The organism is Nocardia sp. 2TAF39, assembly GCF_052114905.1.
In the GTDB taxonomy this organism is placed as follows: Bacteria; Actinomycetota; Actinomycetes; order Mycobacteriales; family Mycobacteriaceae; genus Nocardia.
Genome location: NZ_JBFRFQ010000018.1, coordinates 1 through 15,022 on the forward strand (window position 1 = coordinate 1; position 15,022 = coordinate 15,022).

Sequence of the window (15,022 nt, forward strand, 5' to 3'; positions counted from 1 at the left end):
GCCGACGCGTTCGCGACGAAGTCGCCAGCGTCGGCCGCTCGGACGCGAGCCACCAGGGGCCGCGAACACGCCGCGCCCGCGCGGCCAAGGACACAGCCCACCTGGGAGGATGAACTCATGAGTTCAGCTCCACCCGTCCAGGACGACCGCCGCTACGTGCTGACCCTGGGCTGCCCGGACCGTCCCGGGATCATCGCCGGGATCACCTCGTTCATTGCCGAGTTCGGCGGGTCGATCGTGGAGGCGGGCTACCACTCCGACCCCGACACCGGCTGGTTCTTCACCCGGCAGGCGATCAGGTCCGCGACGGTGCCGTTCGGTCTCGCGGAACTGCGCGACCGGTTCACCGAGGTGGCTGCCGGTCTTGGTCCGGAGACCGAATGGCAGCTGCTCGACTCCGGCGAGCGGCGTCGCGCTGTCCTGCTGGTCAGCAAGGATGGACACTGCTTGCACGACCTGCTCGGACGCGCCGCGAGCGGCGAGCTGCCCGTTGCCATCGAGGCGGTGATCGGGAACCATCCGGATCTGACGGCAATGGCCGAGGCGCACGGCGTGAAGTTCCATCACGTGCCGTTTCCCAGGGACCCGGCTGAGCGCGGGCCCGCGTTCGAGGAGGTGCGCGCGCTGGTGGACGCGCACGACCCGCACGCGGTGGTGCTCGCCCGCTTCATGCAGGTGCTGCCCGCCGAGTTGTGCGAGCACTGGGCGGGCAAGGCGATCAACATCCACCACAGCTTCCTGCCCTCGTTCGTCGGCGCGCGCCCGTATCACCAGGCGTTCGCCCGCGGCGTGAAGCTGATCGGCGCGACCTGCCATTATGTGACCGCGGAACTGGACGCGGGCCCGATCATCGAGCAGGACGTCATCCGCATCGATCACGCCGATGAGGTCCGCGACATGGTTCGTCAGGGTCGAGATATCGAGCGCGTCGTGCTGGCCCGTGGACTGCGCTGGCATCTGGAGGGGCGCGTACTGGTCCATGGCCGCCGGACGGTGGTCTTTTCCTGAACGTCGAACACCGAAGCTCGGGGGCCGGTCGCGGTCAGCCTGCGATGTCGGCCTGGGTGGGCTTACGCACCGCCGCGAGCAGCCGCGCGAGTTCCTCGTTGAACCGTTCATAAGCCTCGACATTGCCGAGGTGGCCGGTCGGTAGCACCTCGTAGCGCACGGAACTGCCGGTCTCTCTGAGCATTTCAACGATCCGCTGGGAGTGGACCGGCGGCGTCATGTCGTCGAACTCGCCGGCGAGCACGGTGGTGGGCACCACCAGTAGGCGCGCCGACTCGCCCACGTCCAGTGTGGCGAGCAGGGAGCCGAACTTCGAGCGCACCCACACGCGACACGAACGCACGATGGCCATGCTGAACTCCACCATGTCGCCCTTCGCCGCGGTGCTCATGATCTGGCGCGCGAACAGCCATCGCGCCGGCGCGATGGGCGGGAAGAACATCGGGGCGCCGAGGCCGAACCTGCCGAAAAGGAACGGCAGCGGCACCTTCAGCTGCAGCAGTCGCATCGGCCGGTTCAGCAGCGGAACGACGGTGGTCTCGAGGATCAGCCGGTCCGATGCGGTGTTGGTCAGGAGCGTCGCGAGCGCTTGTTTCGCGACCCGGTCGGGGTAGCGTCCCGCCCACGCTTGCAAGGTCATGCCTCCGAGGCTGTGGCCGACAAGTACGGCTCGCTGTCCTGGCGCGAGCGCGGCATCGAGCACCGCGGCCAGATCGTCGGCGAGTAGGTCTGTGGTCAGTTTGCTGGAGCCGTACTCGCTCTCACCGTGGCCGCGCTGGTCGTAGGCGATCACGCGGTACTCGCCCGCGAAGGCGTTGATCTGCGGATTCCAGTATTCGAGGCAGCAGGTCCAGCCGTGGATCAGCACGATGGCCGTGCGGTCCGCCGGACCGTAGGCGTGCACCCGCAGCAGGGCGCCGTCCCGGGCGCGGACGGGGATCACTTCATGTGCGACCGTGGGCGGGTTCAGCGCCGCGGTCTGGTACGCGCGGGAGCGCAGGTCGGCGCGGTGTGCGTCGCACAGGTCCCGGAGCAGGCCCGGGAGGCTCGCCAACACGGTCGGCAACATGGCACGCATCGGACACTCCTTTGTGTTACTGCTAGATACAGTAAACCCGATTCGCGCCGCTTGCCAGTGCAAGCACCGGAGGAGTTCTCCGGAACTGCCGTTTTACCAGCGCGGACCCCGCTGAACCTCGTCCACTCTCGGTCGCACGTCGGCCAGGTAGACACCGGTGGCGATGATCGCGGCGAAGGAAAGCAGGCCGAGACCTGCGGGCGAGAGGAGTAGCACGAGCATGGCCACCCCCAGAATCGCCAGCCAGATCGGCTTGGTCAGTTTGTCCACCGCGGTAAATGCGTCCGGACGCTGACGCACGGCGTGGATCAGCGCGAAAATCGTCGCACCGAGCGCGGCCAGCCACAGCGCCAGCAGGATCATCCCGGTCAGTCCGTGCACCATGTTCACCCCCTCATGATAGAAGCAACGCCCCCGCACATCAGGCTGTGCGAGGGCGTTGGAACGGGGTTATCCGCGTGGAATTCAGTCCTTCTTCGGCGCAGCCTTCTTCGCCGGAGCCTTCTTGGCCGCGGGGGCTTTCTTGGCCGGAGCCTTCTTCGGCGCGCCGTTCGCGGCGGGGCCCGGGGTGGACTCGGTGGTCACCTCGACGACCTCGGCCTCGACGACCGGGTCCTCGTCGGTCTCGGCCGCGGCCTTGCCGGGGCGGCCGAGTAGGCCGTTGACACGCTCGAGCACGTCCTCGGCGCGGCTCACCGCGTCGCCGTAGAGGGTCTCGACCTTGCCGATCCGGTCTTCCACCAGGTGGCTGGCACGCACCCGTTCGACTGTCTCTTCGCCGCGCACGGCGAGGTCGGAGTAGATGTCGAGCACCTGGCGGTAGTACTTCTCGGCCAGCGCGCGCAGCTCCTCGGCGGTGAACTTCTCGCGCAGCTCGGCGAGGTCCTCCGGCAGCTCGGAAGGCAGGCCGGCGAGCCGCTCACGCAGTGACTCGAACTGGGCCTGCATGTCGGCGGGCACGGTGGCGAAGCGCTCGCGCGCCTCCTCTACCCGAGCCTGCACCTCGCCAGCGGCCGCACGCTCGCGCACCTGCGCGACGACGTCGTTGACCGCGGTGTAGAGGGCGTCACCCGCGCCGACGGTGGCGAGGAGTGGCTTGGTCACGTTGGCATTCTTCTCAGTCATGGTGTTTCGTTCTCCTGGCGTGGCGGAGTGTCGGTTGTCGTGAGCGGAACGTTGCTGTCCCATTCATCCCCCCTTGCCTCGTTTCCTCCGTTTTCCCGGCGAAACGATTCATAGATTTCCAGCAGCACCTGCTTCTGCCGCTCACTGATCGACGTGTCGGCAAGCAGGGCATCCCGGACCGGACTGTGCGGCCGCTGCTCGAGATAGCCAGCCCGTACGTACAAGACCTCCGAGGACACCCGCAGCGCCTTGGCGATCTGCGTAAGTACTTCGGCGGACGGATTGCGCAATCCGCGCTCGATCTGACTGAGGTACGGATTGCTCACCCCCGCCAGCTGCGCGAGTTGGCGCAGTGAAACTTGCGCGGCTTCTCGCTGCGCCCTGATGAAGCCTCCGATGTCGTGCGCCGCGCTGGCCACGCGACCCCCTCGTTCTCCGGCGCCGGACGATCGCTCGTCCGAACTACCGGTGTACTCGGCGGAAACCTCGGGCTGGTCTGCCATCACTCACCTTCTGGCGGTTGTACGGGTTCGATTCTAGAACAGAGTGCTTGCTATTGCAAGCACTCTGTTAGCACTGCTACGGCAAACGTCCGGCCGCTACTGGGTCAGCCGCCGAACATCAGATGGGAAATTGTGTAGATCACCAGTCCGGCAAGCGAACCGACCACGGTGCCGTTGATTCGGATGAATTGCAGATCCCTACCGACCTGCAATTCGATCTTCTTGCTCGCTTCCTCGGCATCCCACCTGGCAACCGTGTCGGTGACCAGGGTGCTGATTTCACCCGCATAGTTTTCCACCAAGTAGCGAGCGCCGCGGTCTATCCAGCCGTCCACCTTCGCGCGCATATCGGCATCGTCGCGCAGCCGCTCGCCGAGCTGTTGGACGTTCTCGGCGACCTTGCGCCGCAGCGTGCTGTTCGGATCGTCGGCCGACTCCAGGATGAGGCGCTTGGCCGCACGCCACGTGGCCTGGGCCATCCCCGTGATTTCCTCGCGGCCCATGATCTGTGCCTTGATCCGCTCCGCCTTCTTGATCATGGCGTCGTCGTGTTGCAGGTCGTCGGCGAACTCCTCGAGGAACCGATTCGCCGCGAGGCGCACCTCATGCTCCGGGTTGGCGCGGATCTTCCAGGTGAACTCGACCAGTTCCCGGTAGATCCGTTCGGAAAGCAGGATGTTGACGAACTTCGGTGCCCATTGCGGCGCGTCCCGCAAAACGATCCGGTCGATAGTCTCCTGCGAGCCGAGCGCCCACTGGTGCGCGCGCTCGGCAAGCATATCCAGCAGCGGCAGCTGGCGGTTGTCGGCGAGCAGCTCGGCGAGCACCCGGCCGATCGGCGGACCCCACAGCGGTTCGGCGATCCGCTTGACGATGGTGTTGTCGATGACCTGCTCCACGTCCTCGTCGCGCAACACCCCGACCACCGCGCGCAGAATCGTGGAACTCTCCTGCGCCACCCGGGCGGCGTGGCCGGGATCGGCCATCCAGCGCCCGACCCGCCAGGAAACCCGCGCGGAGTTCACCTTGGCCGAAACCACCTCCGGCGCCAGGAAGTTCGTGCCGACGAAGGTACCGAGGCTGGCACCGAGCTGGTCTTTCTTCTTCCGGATAATCGCGGTGTGCGGAATGGGCAGGCCGAGCGGATGCCGGAACAGCGCGGTCACCGCGAACCAGTCCGCCAGCGCGCCGACCATGCCTGCCTCCGAGGCGGCCCGCAGGTAGCCGACCCAGTCACCGCCCGCGCCACGCGACTCCATCCACCGGCAGAACAGGTAGATCGCCGTTGCCAGCGCGAGCATGCCGGTGGCGAGTGCCTTCATCCGCCACAGGTCGCGACGTTTGGCCGCCTCGTCGAGCACGGTGGCGAGGCCGAGGGGTGCGGCGGCAGGCGCGGCGGGGGTGTCCAGAACCGCAGTGTCGCCGGGAGCTTTCTGCATGCTTCCATTCTGCTGCGCCGCATGGGCGGCGAGTTCGCGCGCAAATATCGCGCGGCGAGTTCGGATCGCCGCACCGAACGTGTGGTTCCTGCCGCATCCGGCTCCAAACGCGTATATCACCGGTTTCCGGGACCTAAGCTGGTAGCTGGCCGGACCAGTTGCGAACGAGGGAGCCCACGCTGTCCACCGAAGACCTTGTCGACATCGGCGACCACGCCGAGCTACCGTCGGCGGTGCGCGGCGGCCGGATGGACGGCCGCAAGCGCCGGTGGCGGCAGCACAAGATCGATCGTCGCGAGGAACTCGTCGACGGCACGCTCGCCGCGGTCCGCGCCCGCGGCAGCAACGCGGGTATGGACGAGATCGCCGGCGAGATCGGCGTCTCCAAGACCGTGCTCTATCGCTACTTCTCCGACAAGAACGACCTGGTCCACGCGACCATGCAGCGGTTCATCGAGACCACGCTGATGCCGAAGGTGTACGGCGCGATCAGCCTGGAAGCCGACGAGTACCAGCTGGTCCGCTCGGCATTGGCCGAGTATGTCGGCACCGTCGACGAGGATCCCGAGGTCTACCGCTTCATCATGGGCAACGGTTCGGCCGACCAGTCCTCGCTCGCGGAGTTCGAGAAGTTGTTCGCCGAGGTGGTGTGCACGGTCATCACCGATCGCGCGCGGGAACGTGGCATCGGGACGGAGGGCGCGGCGCTGGCGTCGTACGTGCTGGTCGGCGGCATCCAACTGGCGACGCATTGGTGGACGACGAACAAGTCGCTGGCTCGCGAGGATGTGATCGACTACCTGACCATGCTGGCCTGGAGCGCCATCGAGGGCATGGCTCGCGCGGGTGGTTCGCCCGCGGTATTCAACGCGCAGCCACACGTGCTGCCGACCTCGGATTCGACCACAGGGACCTGATCACCCCCTCTGGGCTGTTCGCCCAGGTGCTAGCTGGGCTGCTTGCTGAAGTTCACAGGTGCGTTCGACTTTGCTGAAACGTTGGCTAGTCTGAACCCCGAGCGGTGCGCCGAGTGCGCTGCGTCACCGCCCGCGCAGTATCCGATAGCGGTCTGCGCGGGGCGCTGCGTGGTTACGCACGCTGCCGCCTGCGCGTCCGTCGCTCAGAGCAGTATCCGATGGCGGTCCGCGCGGGGCGCTGCGTGGTTACGCACGCTGCCGCCTGCGCGTCCGTCGCTCAGACCGCAGCACCAACGGAGGTACCTCGATGGCGAAGCACGTACCGACCTCTCGGCTTGCTCGTGGTACCAAGCTGGGTGCGGTCGCAGCTGGTTCGGTGCTTCGCACGCAACGCGCGCGGCTGACCATGCGGGGCAGGTCCGAGGCCGTCCGGGCGAAAATGGCCGAGGAATCCATGATTCGCACCACCGAGCAGGTAGTCATGGTGCTGGGCACCATGAAGGGTGTGGCGATGAAGCTCGGGCAGATGATGTCGGTGCTCGATCTCGATCTGGTTCCCGAGGATCATCGGGAGCGGTTCCAGAAGCGGCTGGCCGTGCTGCGCAATGCGGCACCGTCGGTCTCATTCGAAGCGATGCGCCAGGTGATCGAGGACGACTTCGGCCGGCCGCTGGAGGCGGTGTTCACCGAGTTCGAATCCGAACCGGTCGCCGCCGCCTCGATCGGTCAAGTGTATCGGGCGCGGCTGCACGACGGCAGACAAGTCGCGGTGAAGGTGCAGTACCCGGGCATCGACGTCGCGGTGCGCGCGGATCTGAAGAACCTCGCTATGTTCCGACGTGTGTTGCAGTCCGCGATGCCGTGGGTGACGCCGGCCGTGCTGGAGGAACTACGGCTGAACATGGAGAGTGAGCTCGACTACCGAGCCGAGGCCGCCACCCAGCTGCAGATCGCCGAGCTCTACGCCGGGCATCCTTTCATCGTGGTGCCGCGCTCGCTGACGGAACTCAGCACCACTCGGGTACTGGTTACCGAGTATGTGGAGGGCAAGGGCTTCGAGGAGATCCGACAGCTGCCCGCCGCCGAACGCAATCGGATCGGCGAGATCATCTACCGGTTCTACGTCGGTTCGCTGTTCACGTTCAACGAGTTCTGCGGCGACCCGCACCCGGGCAACGTCCTGCTCGCCGCCGACGGCCGGGTCGGCTTCCTGGATTTCGGGTTGTTCAACCGCATGGATCCCGAGCACGTGCGGTTCGAGCTGATCTGCCTGCGCGCCGCGGCCGAGGACCGCGCCGAAGACCTACGGCGGTTGATGATCGAGCGTGGCGTGATCGGTTCTCCGCAAGAGATCGGCGCCGAGGAATGCCTGGAGTATGTGCTCGCCGCCTCGGAGTGGTGTCTGATCGACGAGGAGCTGACGATCACGCCGGAGCTGGCCAGCGGCGCGTTCCTGCTCGCGGTGGACCCGAGGGCCAGCGAGTTCGCCGGTATGAAACAGCAGAACCTGCCGCCGGAGCATTTGTTCTCCCGCCGTGCCGACTTCCTGACCTTCGGCATGCTCGGTCAGCTCGGGTGCACCGCGAACTGGCATCGCATCTCCAGGGAATGGCTCTACGACGAGCCGCCGGTCACCGAGCTCGGCGTGGCGCACCACGCCTGGCTGGCCGACCGTCCGCCCGTCGCGCCGAAACGGCCGCGGGCGCGGAAGAAGACCACCAAGTAGTCGCCGCCAGGCGACACGACCGCAGAACGGAAGACCATGGCAGACACTCGGGAATTCGACCTCGTCCTGTTCGGCGCGACCGGTTTCGTCGGCGCGCTCACCGCCGAGTACCTCACCGGCGCCGCGCCGGAATCCGCGCGCATCGCGCTGGCGGGCCGGTCGCTGGACAAGCTCACCGCGGTCCGCGCCGAACTCGGCCCGAAGGCCGCCGACTGGGGTCTGGTGGTGGCCGACTCGACGGACCGAACCGCGCTGGACGAGCTGGCCGCACGCACCAAGGTCGTCGTCACCACCGTCGGCCCGTACCTGCGCTACGGGATTCCGCTGGTGGCGGCATGCGCCAAGGCCGGAACCCATTACGCCGACCTCACCGGTGAGCCGCTGTTCATCCGCGACGCCATCGACGGCTATCACGAGCAGGCCGTCGAGACCGGCGCGAAGATCGTGAATTCCTGTGGCTACGATTCAGTTCCGTCCGACCTCAGCGTCTACCAGCTCTACCGACGCTCCATCGAGGACAACACCGGCGAGCTCACCGACACCACGCTGGTGGCCTCGCTCAAGGGCGGGGTCAGCGGCGGCACCATTGATTCCGGTCGGGCCATGATGGAGGCCATCGCGGCCGACCCGGCCAAGGGTTCGGTGCTGTCACACCCGTATGCACTGAGCCCGGACAAGTCGATGGATCCGGATGTGGGCCGCCAGTCCGATCAGGCGCTCTCGCGGGCGAATGCCATCGACCCGAGCCTCGACGGCTGGGTGAGCACCTTCGTCATGGCCGCGCACAACACCAAGATCGTGCGCCGCACCAACGGGCTGCTCGGGTGGGTATACGGCAAGAACTTCCGCTACCGCGAGGTGATGAGCGCGGGGAAGTCACGGGTGGCGCCGTTGGTGGCGGCGGGCGTGGCGGGCGGCATTGTGGCGACGCTGACAGCAGGCGCACTGCTCTCGCGGGCCTCCGCGGGCCGCAAGCTGCTCGACCGGGTGCTGCCCAAGCCGGGCACCGGCCCGAGCGAAGAGAAACGCCACAGCGGCTGGTTCAGCATGAAGACGTTCGCGCACACCACCTCGGGTGCCAAGTACGTGGCGACCTTCTCCGGCAGTGGCGACCCGGGATACCAGGCCACCGCTGTGCTGCTCGGCGAGAGCGGTCTGTGCCTGGCATTCGACACCGACAACCAACCCGCCCTCGCAGGCATCCTCACCCCGGCCGCCGCGATGGGTGACGCACTCACCGATCGGCTCCGCGCAGCAGGCATGACCATCACCGTCGAACGCGCCTGAGCGGCGTCCTGGTCACCGAGCGGCACAACCCAGGGAGGGGCTACCCGCGGTCGGTCCGCCGCAGCCATGTGCACCGCTCGGACGCGCGATGGGTTTGCAGGAGTGGGTTCAGCACCGCACGTTGGAGCTGGTGTTGTCGGCAGCCGGCAGCTCGGTACGCCCGCCCGCGAGCTTGACGGCGATACCGGTGTCGGTGACCTTTACCTCGGTCGGTTGCAGGCCGAGCGGGTAGCTCTGCAGGCTCTGGGTGAACACCTCGACGATGCCCTGAACCAGATCGGCGGGCAGACCCACACCGAGCAGCTCTGCCGACATCGTCTCCACCTGCACCACCCCGTTCTGGATCTGCGGCTTCACCTGGAGTTCGGCTAGTCCGCCGAGCACCTTCAGGCTGATCAGGCCCGTGCTCGCCGAGGAACTCACGCCACTGACCAAGCCGCCGAGCGTCTCCTGGATGCCCTCGTTGCTCCAGGTGACATCGGCGGAGGAACTGTTGATCACGCCGCCGCCATGGGATACATCGACGTCGCGGAAGACGGCGTGGACCACCATCCCGACGGCGGGGCCGAATTTGGTGTCGGCGCTGTTCACCCGCACCGAGGGCACCTTGCCGTCGATCCAGGTGATCAGCATCGGCTTGGGACCGAAGCGCACGTCGATCTTCGACCCCAACTCCTTCTCGAATTGCGAGCTGATGCATCGCGAGACCATGTGCCTGGCGTATACCTCGCCGCCGACCAGCACCGTGGCGAGCAGAGTCGCTACCACGATCAGCGCGATCAGCAGGGCCCGCCGGTTGATCGTCATTTTGGACGGAGAGTTCGTCATGGCCCCGATTCTTCACGACCTTTCTGTGCCGCCTCTGTGGGCGCGTTGAGGTGTTCGAATGTGACATGTGACACACGTATCGGGCGTAGCCTGGTGCGCATGGCTGGCGATGTGGCGGCCCGCACGATCGAATCCGCGGAGCAGGGATGGCGGGTTCTGCGGCGATGGGCGGGTCGGCACGCCGGTTTCTTCACCACCAGGCAGGTGCTGCGCACCGGGTGCGCGGCGTGGGTACGGGCTGGGCTCGGCGAGGGGTCGGTGACCAGGGCCGGGGTAGGTCTGCTGCGTCTGGCCGGATGGCCCGACGGCCCGCTCGACGAATACGCGATGTGGACGGCCTGGTTCGACGGGGCCGCGGCCGCCTCCCATCAGAGTGCGGCGGAACTGCATGGTCTCGGACGCCTGCGCCCGAGGTTCCTGCACCTGTCGGTGCGAGCGGGCCGCCCGCCCGTCTCGCCCCGGCTAGTGGTCCTGCGCCGCTCGCTGATCGGCGCCGACGTGGAATCGGCGGGGCCGTTCCTGGTGACAACCCCCGTGCGCACGGTGCTCGACCTGGCCGAAGCCGATATCGCGCAGGCCGCGCTGGACGAGGTGGTCGCCGACGCGGTCGCCATCCACCGTTGTGCCGGCGAGGAGATCCGGGAGGCCGGGACGCGATTGCCGCCGCGCGCGGCGACGAGGGTGTATCGGGCGCTCGCGGTGGCGTGAAGGTCTGACGGGTCAGCAGGTGACGGTTGGTTCCACGGCCCACCACGGCACCGAGAGCACGTTGTCGCGTAGGCGGCGGCGGTAGCGGCGGACCGGCAAACCCTCCTCGCGCAGGAACTCCGCGGCCGTGCGCCAGCGGACCCGCGGACCGAAGGGCGCCAGCGGAGCGGCCCGGGCCCACGCGCGGTCCGCGGCGGCCAGCAGGGCGTGCACCGGCTCGCCAGGGATGTTGCGGTGGATCAACACCTTCGGAAGACGTTCGGCGATGTCAGAGGGCCGCTCGACCGTGAACGGGTCCCAGGCCAGCGTCAGCGAACGCGGGCCTGCGCGGTCCAGCAGGACCCACGCGCAGCGGCGACCGAGTTCGTCGCAGGTGCCGTCGACCAGCAGGCCATCCGGTGCCAGTCCAGAACGGATGGTCGACCAGGCGTCCGGAACGGCCGCTTCCGGATATTGCCGCAGCACGTTGAACGCGCGCACCAAAACCGGCCGCAGACCGGCCAATTCGAATCCGCCACGCGCGAAGGCGACGCCGTCGCGGCTGGGAACCACCCGCTGCGGGTCGATCTCCAGCCCGACCACCCGCACGTCGGTGCGGACCCTCTGCAGCCGCGCAGCCAGCTCGAACGTGGTCCACGGGCTCGCACCGTAACCGAGGTCGACCACCAGCGGATCTGCCGTGTCGCGAAGCCGGGTGGTGACCAGTTCGTCGTGGATCAGCCAGCGGTCGCTGCGGCGCAGTCGGTTGACGCCGGTAGTGCCGCGGGTGATGGTGCCGACCGGTTTGGTCAGCTGGTGGGGTGACGTTCTTCCAGCCACTGAACGGTGAACTCGGCCTCGGCGCGGAACAGGTCGACCAGGTTGACCAGGATCAGCTGCTCCAAACGCGGACCGACCATCGGGATGAACACCTTCGCCTCCGAGGAGAAACGCATGGTGCAGCCGGTTTCGGTGGGGAAAAGACGGATCGTGCCGCTGAGGCTGCCCGGCCCGGCCGGAATGGACGCCGAGTACTTGCCGGTGATCTCGTCCGGTCCGTACGGACCGTAGTTCTCCTTGCGGGTGATCACCATGTCCTTGCGCATGACCGTCTGCGCGATCTCCGGCAGCATGTCGCGGGGCAGGATGTGATGGAGTTCGAGCTCGATGCCGCCGTCGCCGGCCTCCAGCCCGGCGACCTCGTTGCCGGGCGAGTACTTCCGCATCTCTATCATCCGCGCGTCCCAGTAGTCGCGGTTCGACAGCGCCGCGTACAGCTCTTTTGTGGTGTGCAGCGGGTAGCGGGCTGAATAGTCCAGTCGGCGTGCCATGGGCTCACACGTTACTGGGTGCGGTCGCGGATGCCTTTACGCACGGGTGCGGCGCCACCTGGTCGGGCAGCCAGGCCGCGGAAACGGCGGACGAGCCCACCGCCGGGCAGGCTCGTTCGCCGGCGAATCAGTGCGACGCGAGCCAGTTGTCGGTGAACTCTTCCTCGTTCTTCAACAGCTCGGTGAGGTGCTCGGCGATCGCGTTCTCGATCTTTCCGCCGAACAGCGGGATCTTCACCTCGATGGTGCCCTTGGTTGTGGCGGTGGCGCCGGAGCCGTCGGCGGCCAGCGTGATGGTGCCGCGCACCTCGGCGGGCGCGCCCTCCACGCGGGCCTCGAAGGTGGCCGAGTCGCCGGTCCAGTGCTCGATGCGCGGAATGATCAGGTCGCCGGGGCGCACCGCGGTGATCGCGGCAGGCAGCAGCTCGGCGGCGATGGCCTGCACCAGTTCGGCGCGTACCTGGTCACCGCTGACCGTGACCGACTCCAGCCGGGCGTTGGGTCCGCCGACCTCCGCGACGCGGTCCTTCCAGTACTGATCGTTCGCGATGGCCGCGCGCACGGCGGCGAGGGAATGTGAGTAGCGGGCCGTGTACGCGAGCGGTGTAGCCATGGTCGGACACGCTACCGTCTGGCTGTGCGAACTTCACGGGCGGTGCTGTCGGATGTCCTCGCCGATACCGGTGCGCGGCTGCGCGCCTCGGTGCGGCTCGCGGAGCTGACCACGCTGCGGGTGGGCGGGCCCGCGACCATTGCCGAATGCGCGACGACCGAAGCGCTGATCGCGACGGTGCGCGCGCTCGACGCGGCGGGTGTCCCCGTGCTGCTGCTCGCCGGTGGTTCCAATCTCCTCATCGGTGACGACGGCTTCGACGGTGTGGTGGTCCGGGTGGTGACGGCCAGGGTCGAGATCGGCGCCGACGGTGTGATCGCCGAGGCGGGTGCGAACTGGGACGAGGTGGTGCGCGCGACGGTCGCCGCGGGATTCGGCGGACTGGAGTGTCTGTCCGGCATCCCCGGTTCGGCGGGCGCGACGCCGGTGCAGAACGTGGGCGCCTACGGGGCGGAGGTCGCGCATCTGCTGCGCCGGGTGCGCCTGCTGGACCGGGCCAGCGGCGAGATCCGCTGGGTGGCTCCGGAAGAGCTCGGGTTCGGCTACCGCACCAGCGTGCTGAAGCACCGCGACAATGCCGTGGTGCTCGCGGTCGATTTCGCGCTGCGCGCCGACGGATCGAGCGTGCCGCTGCGTTACGGCGAACTCGCCACCACCCTCGCCGCCGCCGACGGCGAGTCCAGGCCTGCGGCGCAGGTGCGGGACGCGGTGCTGCGACTGCGCGGGGGCAAGGGCATGGTGCTCGACCCCGTCGACCACGACACCTGGAGTGCGGGCTCGTTCTTCACCAACCCGGTGGTCGCCGCGGACCGGGTGGCGCAGGTGCGGGCCGCGATCGCCGCCCATGTGGGTGACGTCACAGTGCCGACTTACCCGGCGCAGAACGGGGTCAAGTTCTCCGCGGGCTGGCTGATCGAGCGGGCGGGTTTCGCGAAGGGCTTCCCCGGTGCCGAGGCACCCGCTCGGCTGTCGACAAAACACACGCTGGCACTGACCAATCGCGGCGGCGCCAGTGCCGCCGATCTGGTGGCGCTGGCCAGGACCGTGCGCGACGGTGTCGTCGAGCGGTTCGGCATCCAACTGGAGCCGGAACCGGTCACGGTCGGCGTCACGCTGTAGCCCCGGGTGCAACCGACGCCACATACTTCGGTAGCCGGTCCGGCCGTGCGCCACGCGTAGATTCGAAGAAGTGAGCAACCGTTCCATGATTCTCCGACCGGTTGCCGCGGTATCGGTCGTGCTGCTCGTGGTTGTCGCCTTGGTAGCCGGATGCGCGACCGACCGCGGCGGCGAGTCGGCCCGCGGCGCCGGTCCGATCGCCAAGACGACGTTGTCCCCCGCCGACGACACCGAGAACGTCAACCCGACCGCGCCGGTCTCGGTGACGGTCAGTGACGGCACGATCGACCAGATCGCGCTGACCAACGCCGCGGGCAAGCAGGTCAGTGGCCAACTCGCGGCGGACCGGCGCAGCTACGCGGTCACCGAGCCGCTCGGTTACGACGCCACCTACACCTGGTCGGGTACCGCTGTCGGGACCGATGGCAAGCCGATCCCGATCGATGGCTCGTTCCGTACGCTCGCGCCGAAGAACACGGTTCCCGCGACTGTCAACATCGGCGACAACCAAGACGTCGGCATCGCGGCGCCGATCATCCTGCAGTTCAAGACGTCGGTGCAGAACAAGGCTGCCGTGGAAAAGGCACTGACCATCACCACCGATCCGCCTACCGAGGGCGCGTGGGCCTGGTTCCCGGACGACAACGGCTCGCGGCTGCACTGGCGTCCGAAGAACTATTGGGTGCCGGGCACCACGGTGCATGTCTCGGCGAAGCTCTACGGGCTCGACCTGGGCAACGGCAATTACGGGTACTCGGATCTGACCTCGGACTTCCGCATCGGGCGCAGCCAGATCGTGAAGGCGAATGCCCCTAGTCATCGCATGCAGGTGGTCCGCGACGGACAGACGGTGTTGGATTTCGCGGTCAGCTACGGCGAGGGTAACGAGCCGCGCAATGTCACCAGGTCCGGCGTTCACGTGGTCACCGAGAAATACGAAGACTTCATGATGTCGAATCCGCCGTTTTACACCAACGTGCGCGAACGCTGGGCCGTTCGCATTTCCAACAACGGCGAGTTCATTCACGCCAACCCGGAATCGCTGTCGGCGCAGGGTTCGGCGAACGTCACCAACGGCTGTATCAATCTGTCGCCCGGTGATGCCCAGGCCTTTTTCCCGACGGCGCTCTACGGCGATCCGGTGGAGGTGACCGGTACGTCGATCCCGCTTTCGGCCGCCGACGGCGACCTCTACGACTGGACCATCGACTGGAACACCTGGAAGAGCATGTCGGCCCTACTGGGCCAGCCGTCGGCCGTCGTGTCGGCGACTCCGGTGCCGCCCCAGCCGGCGGGCGGCCGCTGACGGTCCGACCGGGTGCGGGGTGCTGGGGCGTCGACCAGCACCGACCATCCACCCT

Annotated in this window: 16 protein-coding genes; 7 read left to right on the forward strand and 9 right to left on the reverse strand. The window is 67.6% G+C overall.

The genetic code is table 11. The features are described 5' to 3' along the window. Window positions 1-117: 117 nt before the first annotated feature. A complete protein-coding gene (purU, locus tag AB4Z47_RS13765) occupies window positions 118-1,008 on the forward strand; it encodes a formyltetrahydrofolate deformylase (RefSeq protein ID WP_441950870.1) in 891 nt (296 codons plus the stop codon). A gap of 34 nt (window positions 1,009-1,042) precedes the next feature. On the opposite strand, the gene AB4Z47_RS13770 is transcribed toward purU, so the two are convergent. From AB4Z47_RS13770 to AB4Z47_RS13790, 5 genes are all read right to left on the reverse strand, one after another. Then, window positions 1,043-2,086 (reverse strand): alpha/beta fold hydrolase, encoded by a 1,044-nt coding sequence (locus AB4Z47_RS13770; protein ID WP_441950872.1) that lies wholly within the window; start codon window positions 2,084-2,086, stop codon window positions 1,043-1,045. 93 nt (window positions 2,087-2,179) lie between these two features. After that, window positions 2,180-2,470, reverse strand: coding sequence for a DUF2516 family protein (locus tag AB4Z47_RS13775; protein WP_327110458.1), 291 nt, complete (start codon window positions 2,468-2,470; stop codon window positions 2,180-2,182). An 81-nt stretch (window positions 2,471-2,551) separates the two neighbouring features. Then, window positions 2,552-3,211, reverse strand: a complete 660-nt coding sequence (locus AB4Z47_RS13780) for a heparin-binding hemagglutinin (protein WP_441950873.1) — start codon at window positions 3,209-3,211, stop codon at window positions 2,552-2,554. Further along, the gene (locus tag AB4Z47_RS13785; protein WP_441950874.1) at window positions 3,208-3,714 is read right to left on the reverse strand and encodes a helix-turn-helix domain-containing protein; all 507 of its coding nucleotides are present in this window, start codon (window positions 3,712-3,714) and stop codon (window positions 3,208-3,210) included. Before AB4Z47_RS13785 ends, AB4Z47_RS13780 begins: the two co-directional genes overlap by 4 nt. Before the next feature lie 104 nt (window positions 3,715-3,818). Next, window positions 3,819-5,153: a DUF445 domain-containing protein gene (locus tag AB4Z47_RS13790; RefSeq protein ID WP_441950875.1), complete on the reverse strand. Its 1,335-nt coding sequence runs from the start codon at window positions 5,151-5,153 to the stop codon at window positions 3,819-3,821. A 233-nt stretch (window positions 5,154-5,386) separates the two neighbouring features. On the opposite strand from AB4Z47_RS13790, the gene AB4Z47_RS13795 reads away from it, so the two are divergent. The 3 genes from AB4Z47_RS13795 (at window position 5,387) to AB4Z47_RS13805 (ending at window position 9,083) form a co-directional block, all read left to right on the forward strand. After that, entirely contained in the window at window positions 5,387-6,070 is a 684-nt protein-coding gene (locus AB4Z47_RS13795) for a TetR/AcrR family transcriptional regulator (RefSeq protein WP_441951042.1), read from the forward strand. Between the two features lie 307 nt (window positions 6,071-6,377). Beyond that, window positions 6,378-7,796, forward strand: a complete 1,419-nt coding sequence (locus AB4Z47_RS13800) for an ABC1 kinase family protein (RefSeq protein WP_441950877.1) — start codon at window positions 6,378-6,380, stop codon at window positions 7,794-7,796. Window positions 7,797-7,832: 36 nt separating this feature from the next. Further along, complete coding sequence (locus tag AB4Z47_RS13805; RefSeq protein WP_441950879.1) at window positions 7,833-9,083, forward strand: saccharopine dehydrogenase family protein; 1,251 nt, start codon at window positions 7,833-7,835, stop codon at window positions 9,081-9,083. A gap of 108 nt (window positions 9,084-9,191) precedes the next feature. On the opposite strand, the gene AB4Z47_RS13810 is transcribed toward AB4Z47_RS13805, so the two are convergent. Next, entirely contained in the window at window positions 9,192-9,911 is a 720-nt protein-coding gene (locus AB4Z47_RS13810; protein ID WP_441950881.1) for an LmeA family phospholipid-binding protein, read from the reverse strand. Window positions 9,912-10,010: 99 nt separating this feature from the next. On the opposite strand from AB4Z47_RS13810, the gene AB4Z47_RS13815 reads away from it, so the two are divergent. After that, window positions 10,011-10,619 (forward strand): hypothetical protein, encoded by a 609-nt coding sequence (locus AB4Z47_RS13815; protein ID WP_441950882.1) that lies wholly within the window; start codon window positions 10,011-10,013, stop codon window positions 10,617-10,619. Window positions 10,620-10,631: 12 nt separating this feature from the next. Here AB4Z47_RS13815 and AB4Z47_RS13820 read toward each other — a convergent pair whose 3' ends face one another. The 3 genes from AB4Z47_RS13820 to AB4Z47_RS13830 all read right to left on the reverse strand — a co-directional run bounded on the left by AB4Z47_RS13820 (window position 10,632) and on the right by AB4Z47_RS13830 (window position 12,542). Further along, window positions 10,632-11,438: a class I SAM-dependent methyltransferase gene (locus AB4Z47_RS13820; RefSeq protein ID WP_441950883.1), complete on the reverse strand. Its 807-nt coding sequence runs from the start codon at window positions 11,436-11,438 to the stop codon at window positions 10,632-10,634. Then, entirely contained in the window at window positions 11,408-11,929 is a 522-nt protein-coding gene (locus AB4Z47_RS13825) for a DUF2505 domain-containing protein (RefSeq protein WP_441950885.1), read from the reverse strand. The genes AB4Z47_RS13820 and AB4Z47_RS13825 overlap by 31 nt, the downstream gene beginning before the upstream one ends. 127 nt (window positions 11,930-12,056) lie before the next feature. Next, window positions 12,057-12,542: a DUF2505 domain-containing protein gene (locus AB4Z47_RS13830; RefSeq protein ID WP_441950886.1), complete on the reverse strand. Its 486-nt coding sequence runs from the start codon at window positions 12,540-12,542 to the stop codon at window positions 12,057-12,059. A 24-nt stretch (window positions 12,543-12,566) separates the two neighbouring features. On the opposite strand from AB4Z47_RS13830, the gene AB4Z47_RS13835 reads away from it, so the two are divergent. After that, window positions 12,567-13,661, forward strand: coding sequence for a UDP-N-acetylmuramate dehydrogenase (locus AB4Z47_RS13835; RefSeq protein ID WP_441950887.1), 1,095 nt, complete (start codon window positions 12,567-12,569; stop codon window positions 13,659-13,661). 85 nt (window positions 13,662-13,746) lie between these two features. Continuing rightward, the gene (locus AB4Z47_RS13840) at window positions 13,747-14,967 is read left to right on the forward strand and encodes a L,D-transpeptidase (protein ID WP_441951044.1); all 1,221 of its coding nucleotides are present in this window, start codon (window positions 13,747-13,749) and stop codon (window positions 14,965-14,967) included. Window positions 14,968-15,022: the final 55 nt, after the last annotated feature.

Excerpts from the sequence above, each read along its gene's own strand:
- purU (WP_441950870.1), top strand. The coding sequence starts at position 118 with ATGAGTTCAGCTCCACCCGTCCAGGACGACCGCCGCTACGTGCTGACC.
- AB4Z47_RS13770 (WP_441950872.1), bottom strand. The coding sequence starts at position 2,086 with ATGCGTGCCATGTTGCCGACCGTGTTGGCGAGCCTCCCGGGCCTGCTC.
- AB4Z47_RS13775 (WP_327110458.1), bottom strand. The coding sequence starts at position 2,470 with ATGGTGCACGGACTGACCGGGATGATCCTGCTGGCGCTGTGGCTGGCC.
- AB4Z47_RS13780 (WP_441950873.1), bottom strand. The coding sequence starts at position 3,211 with ATGACTGAGAAGAATGCCAACGTGACCAAGCCACTCCTCGCCACCGTC.
- AB4Z47_RS13785 (WP_441950874.1), bottom strand. The coding sequence starts at position 3,714 with ATGGCAGACCAGCCCGAGGTTTCCGCCGAGTACACCGGTAGTTCGGAC.
- AB4Z47_RS13790 (WP_441950875.1), bottom strand. The coding sequence starts at position 5,153 with ATGCAGAAAGCTCCCGGCGACACTGCGGTTCTGGACACCCCCGCCGCG.
- AB4Z47_RS13800 (WP_441950877.1), top strand. The coding sequence starts at position 6,378 with ATGGCGAAGCACGTACCGACCTCTCGGCTTGCTCGTGGTACCAAGCTG.
- AB4Z47_RS13805 (WP_441950879.1), top strand. The coding sequence starts at position 7,833 with ATGGCAGACACTCGGGAATTCGACCTCGTCCTGTTCGGCGCGACCGGT.
- AB4Z47_RS13810 (WP_441950881.1), bottom strand. The coding sequence starts at position 9,911 with ATGACGAACTCTCCGTCCAAAATGACGATCAACCGGCGGGCCCTGCTG.
- AB4Z47_RS13815 (WP_441950882.1), top strand. The coding sequence starts at position 10,011 with ATGGCTGGCGATGTGGCGGCCCGCACGATCGAATCCGCGGAGCAGGGA.
- AB4Z47_RS13825 (WP_441950885.1), bottom strand. The coding sequence starts at position 11,929 with ATGGCACGCCGACTGGACTATTCAGCCCGCTACCCGCTGCACACCACA.
- AB4Z47_RS13830 (WP_441950886.1), bottom strand. The coding sequence starts at position 12,542 with ATGGCTACACCGCTCGCGTACACGGCCCGCTACTCACATTCCCTCGCC.
- AB4Z47_RS13840 (WP_441951044.1), top strand. The coding sequence starts at position 13,747 with ATGATTCTCCGACCGGTTGCCGCGGTATCGGTCGTGCTGCTCGTGGTT.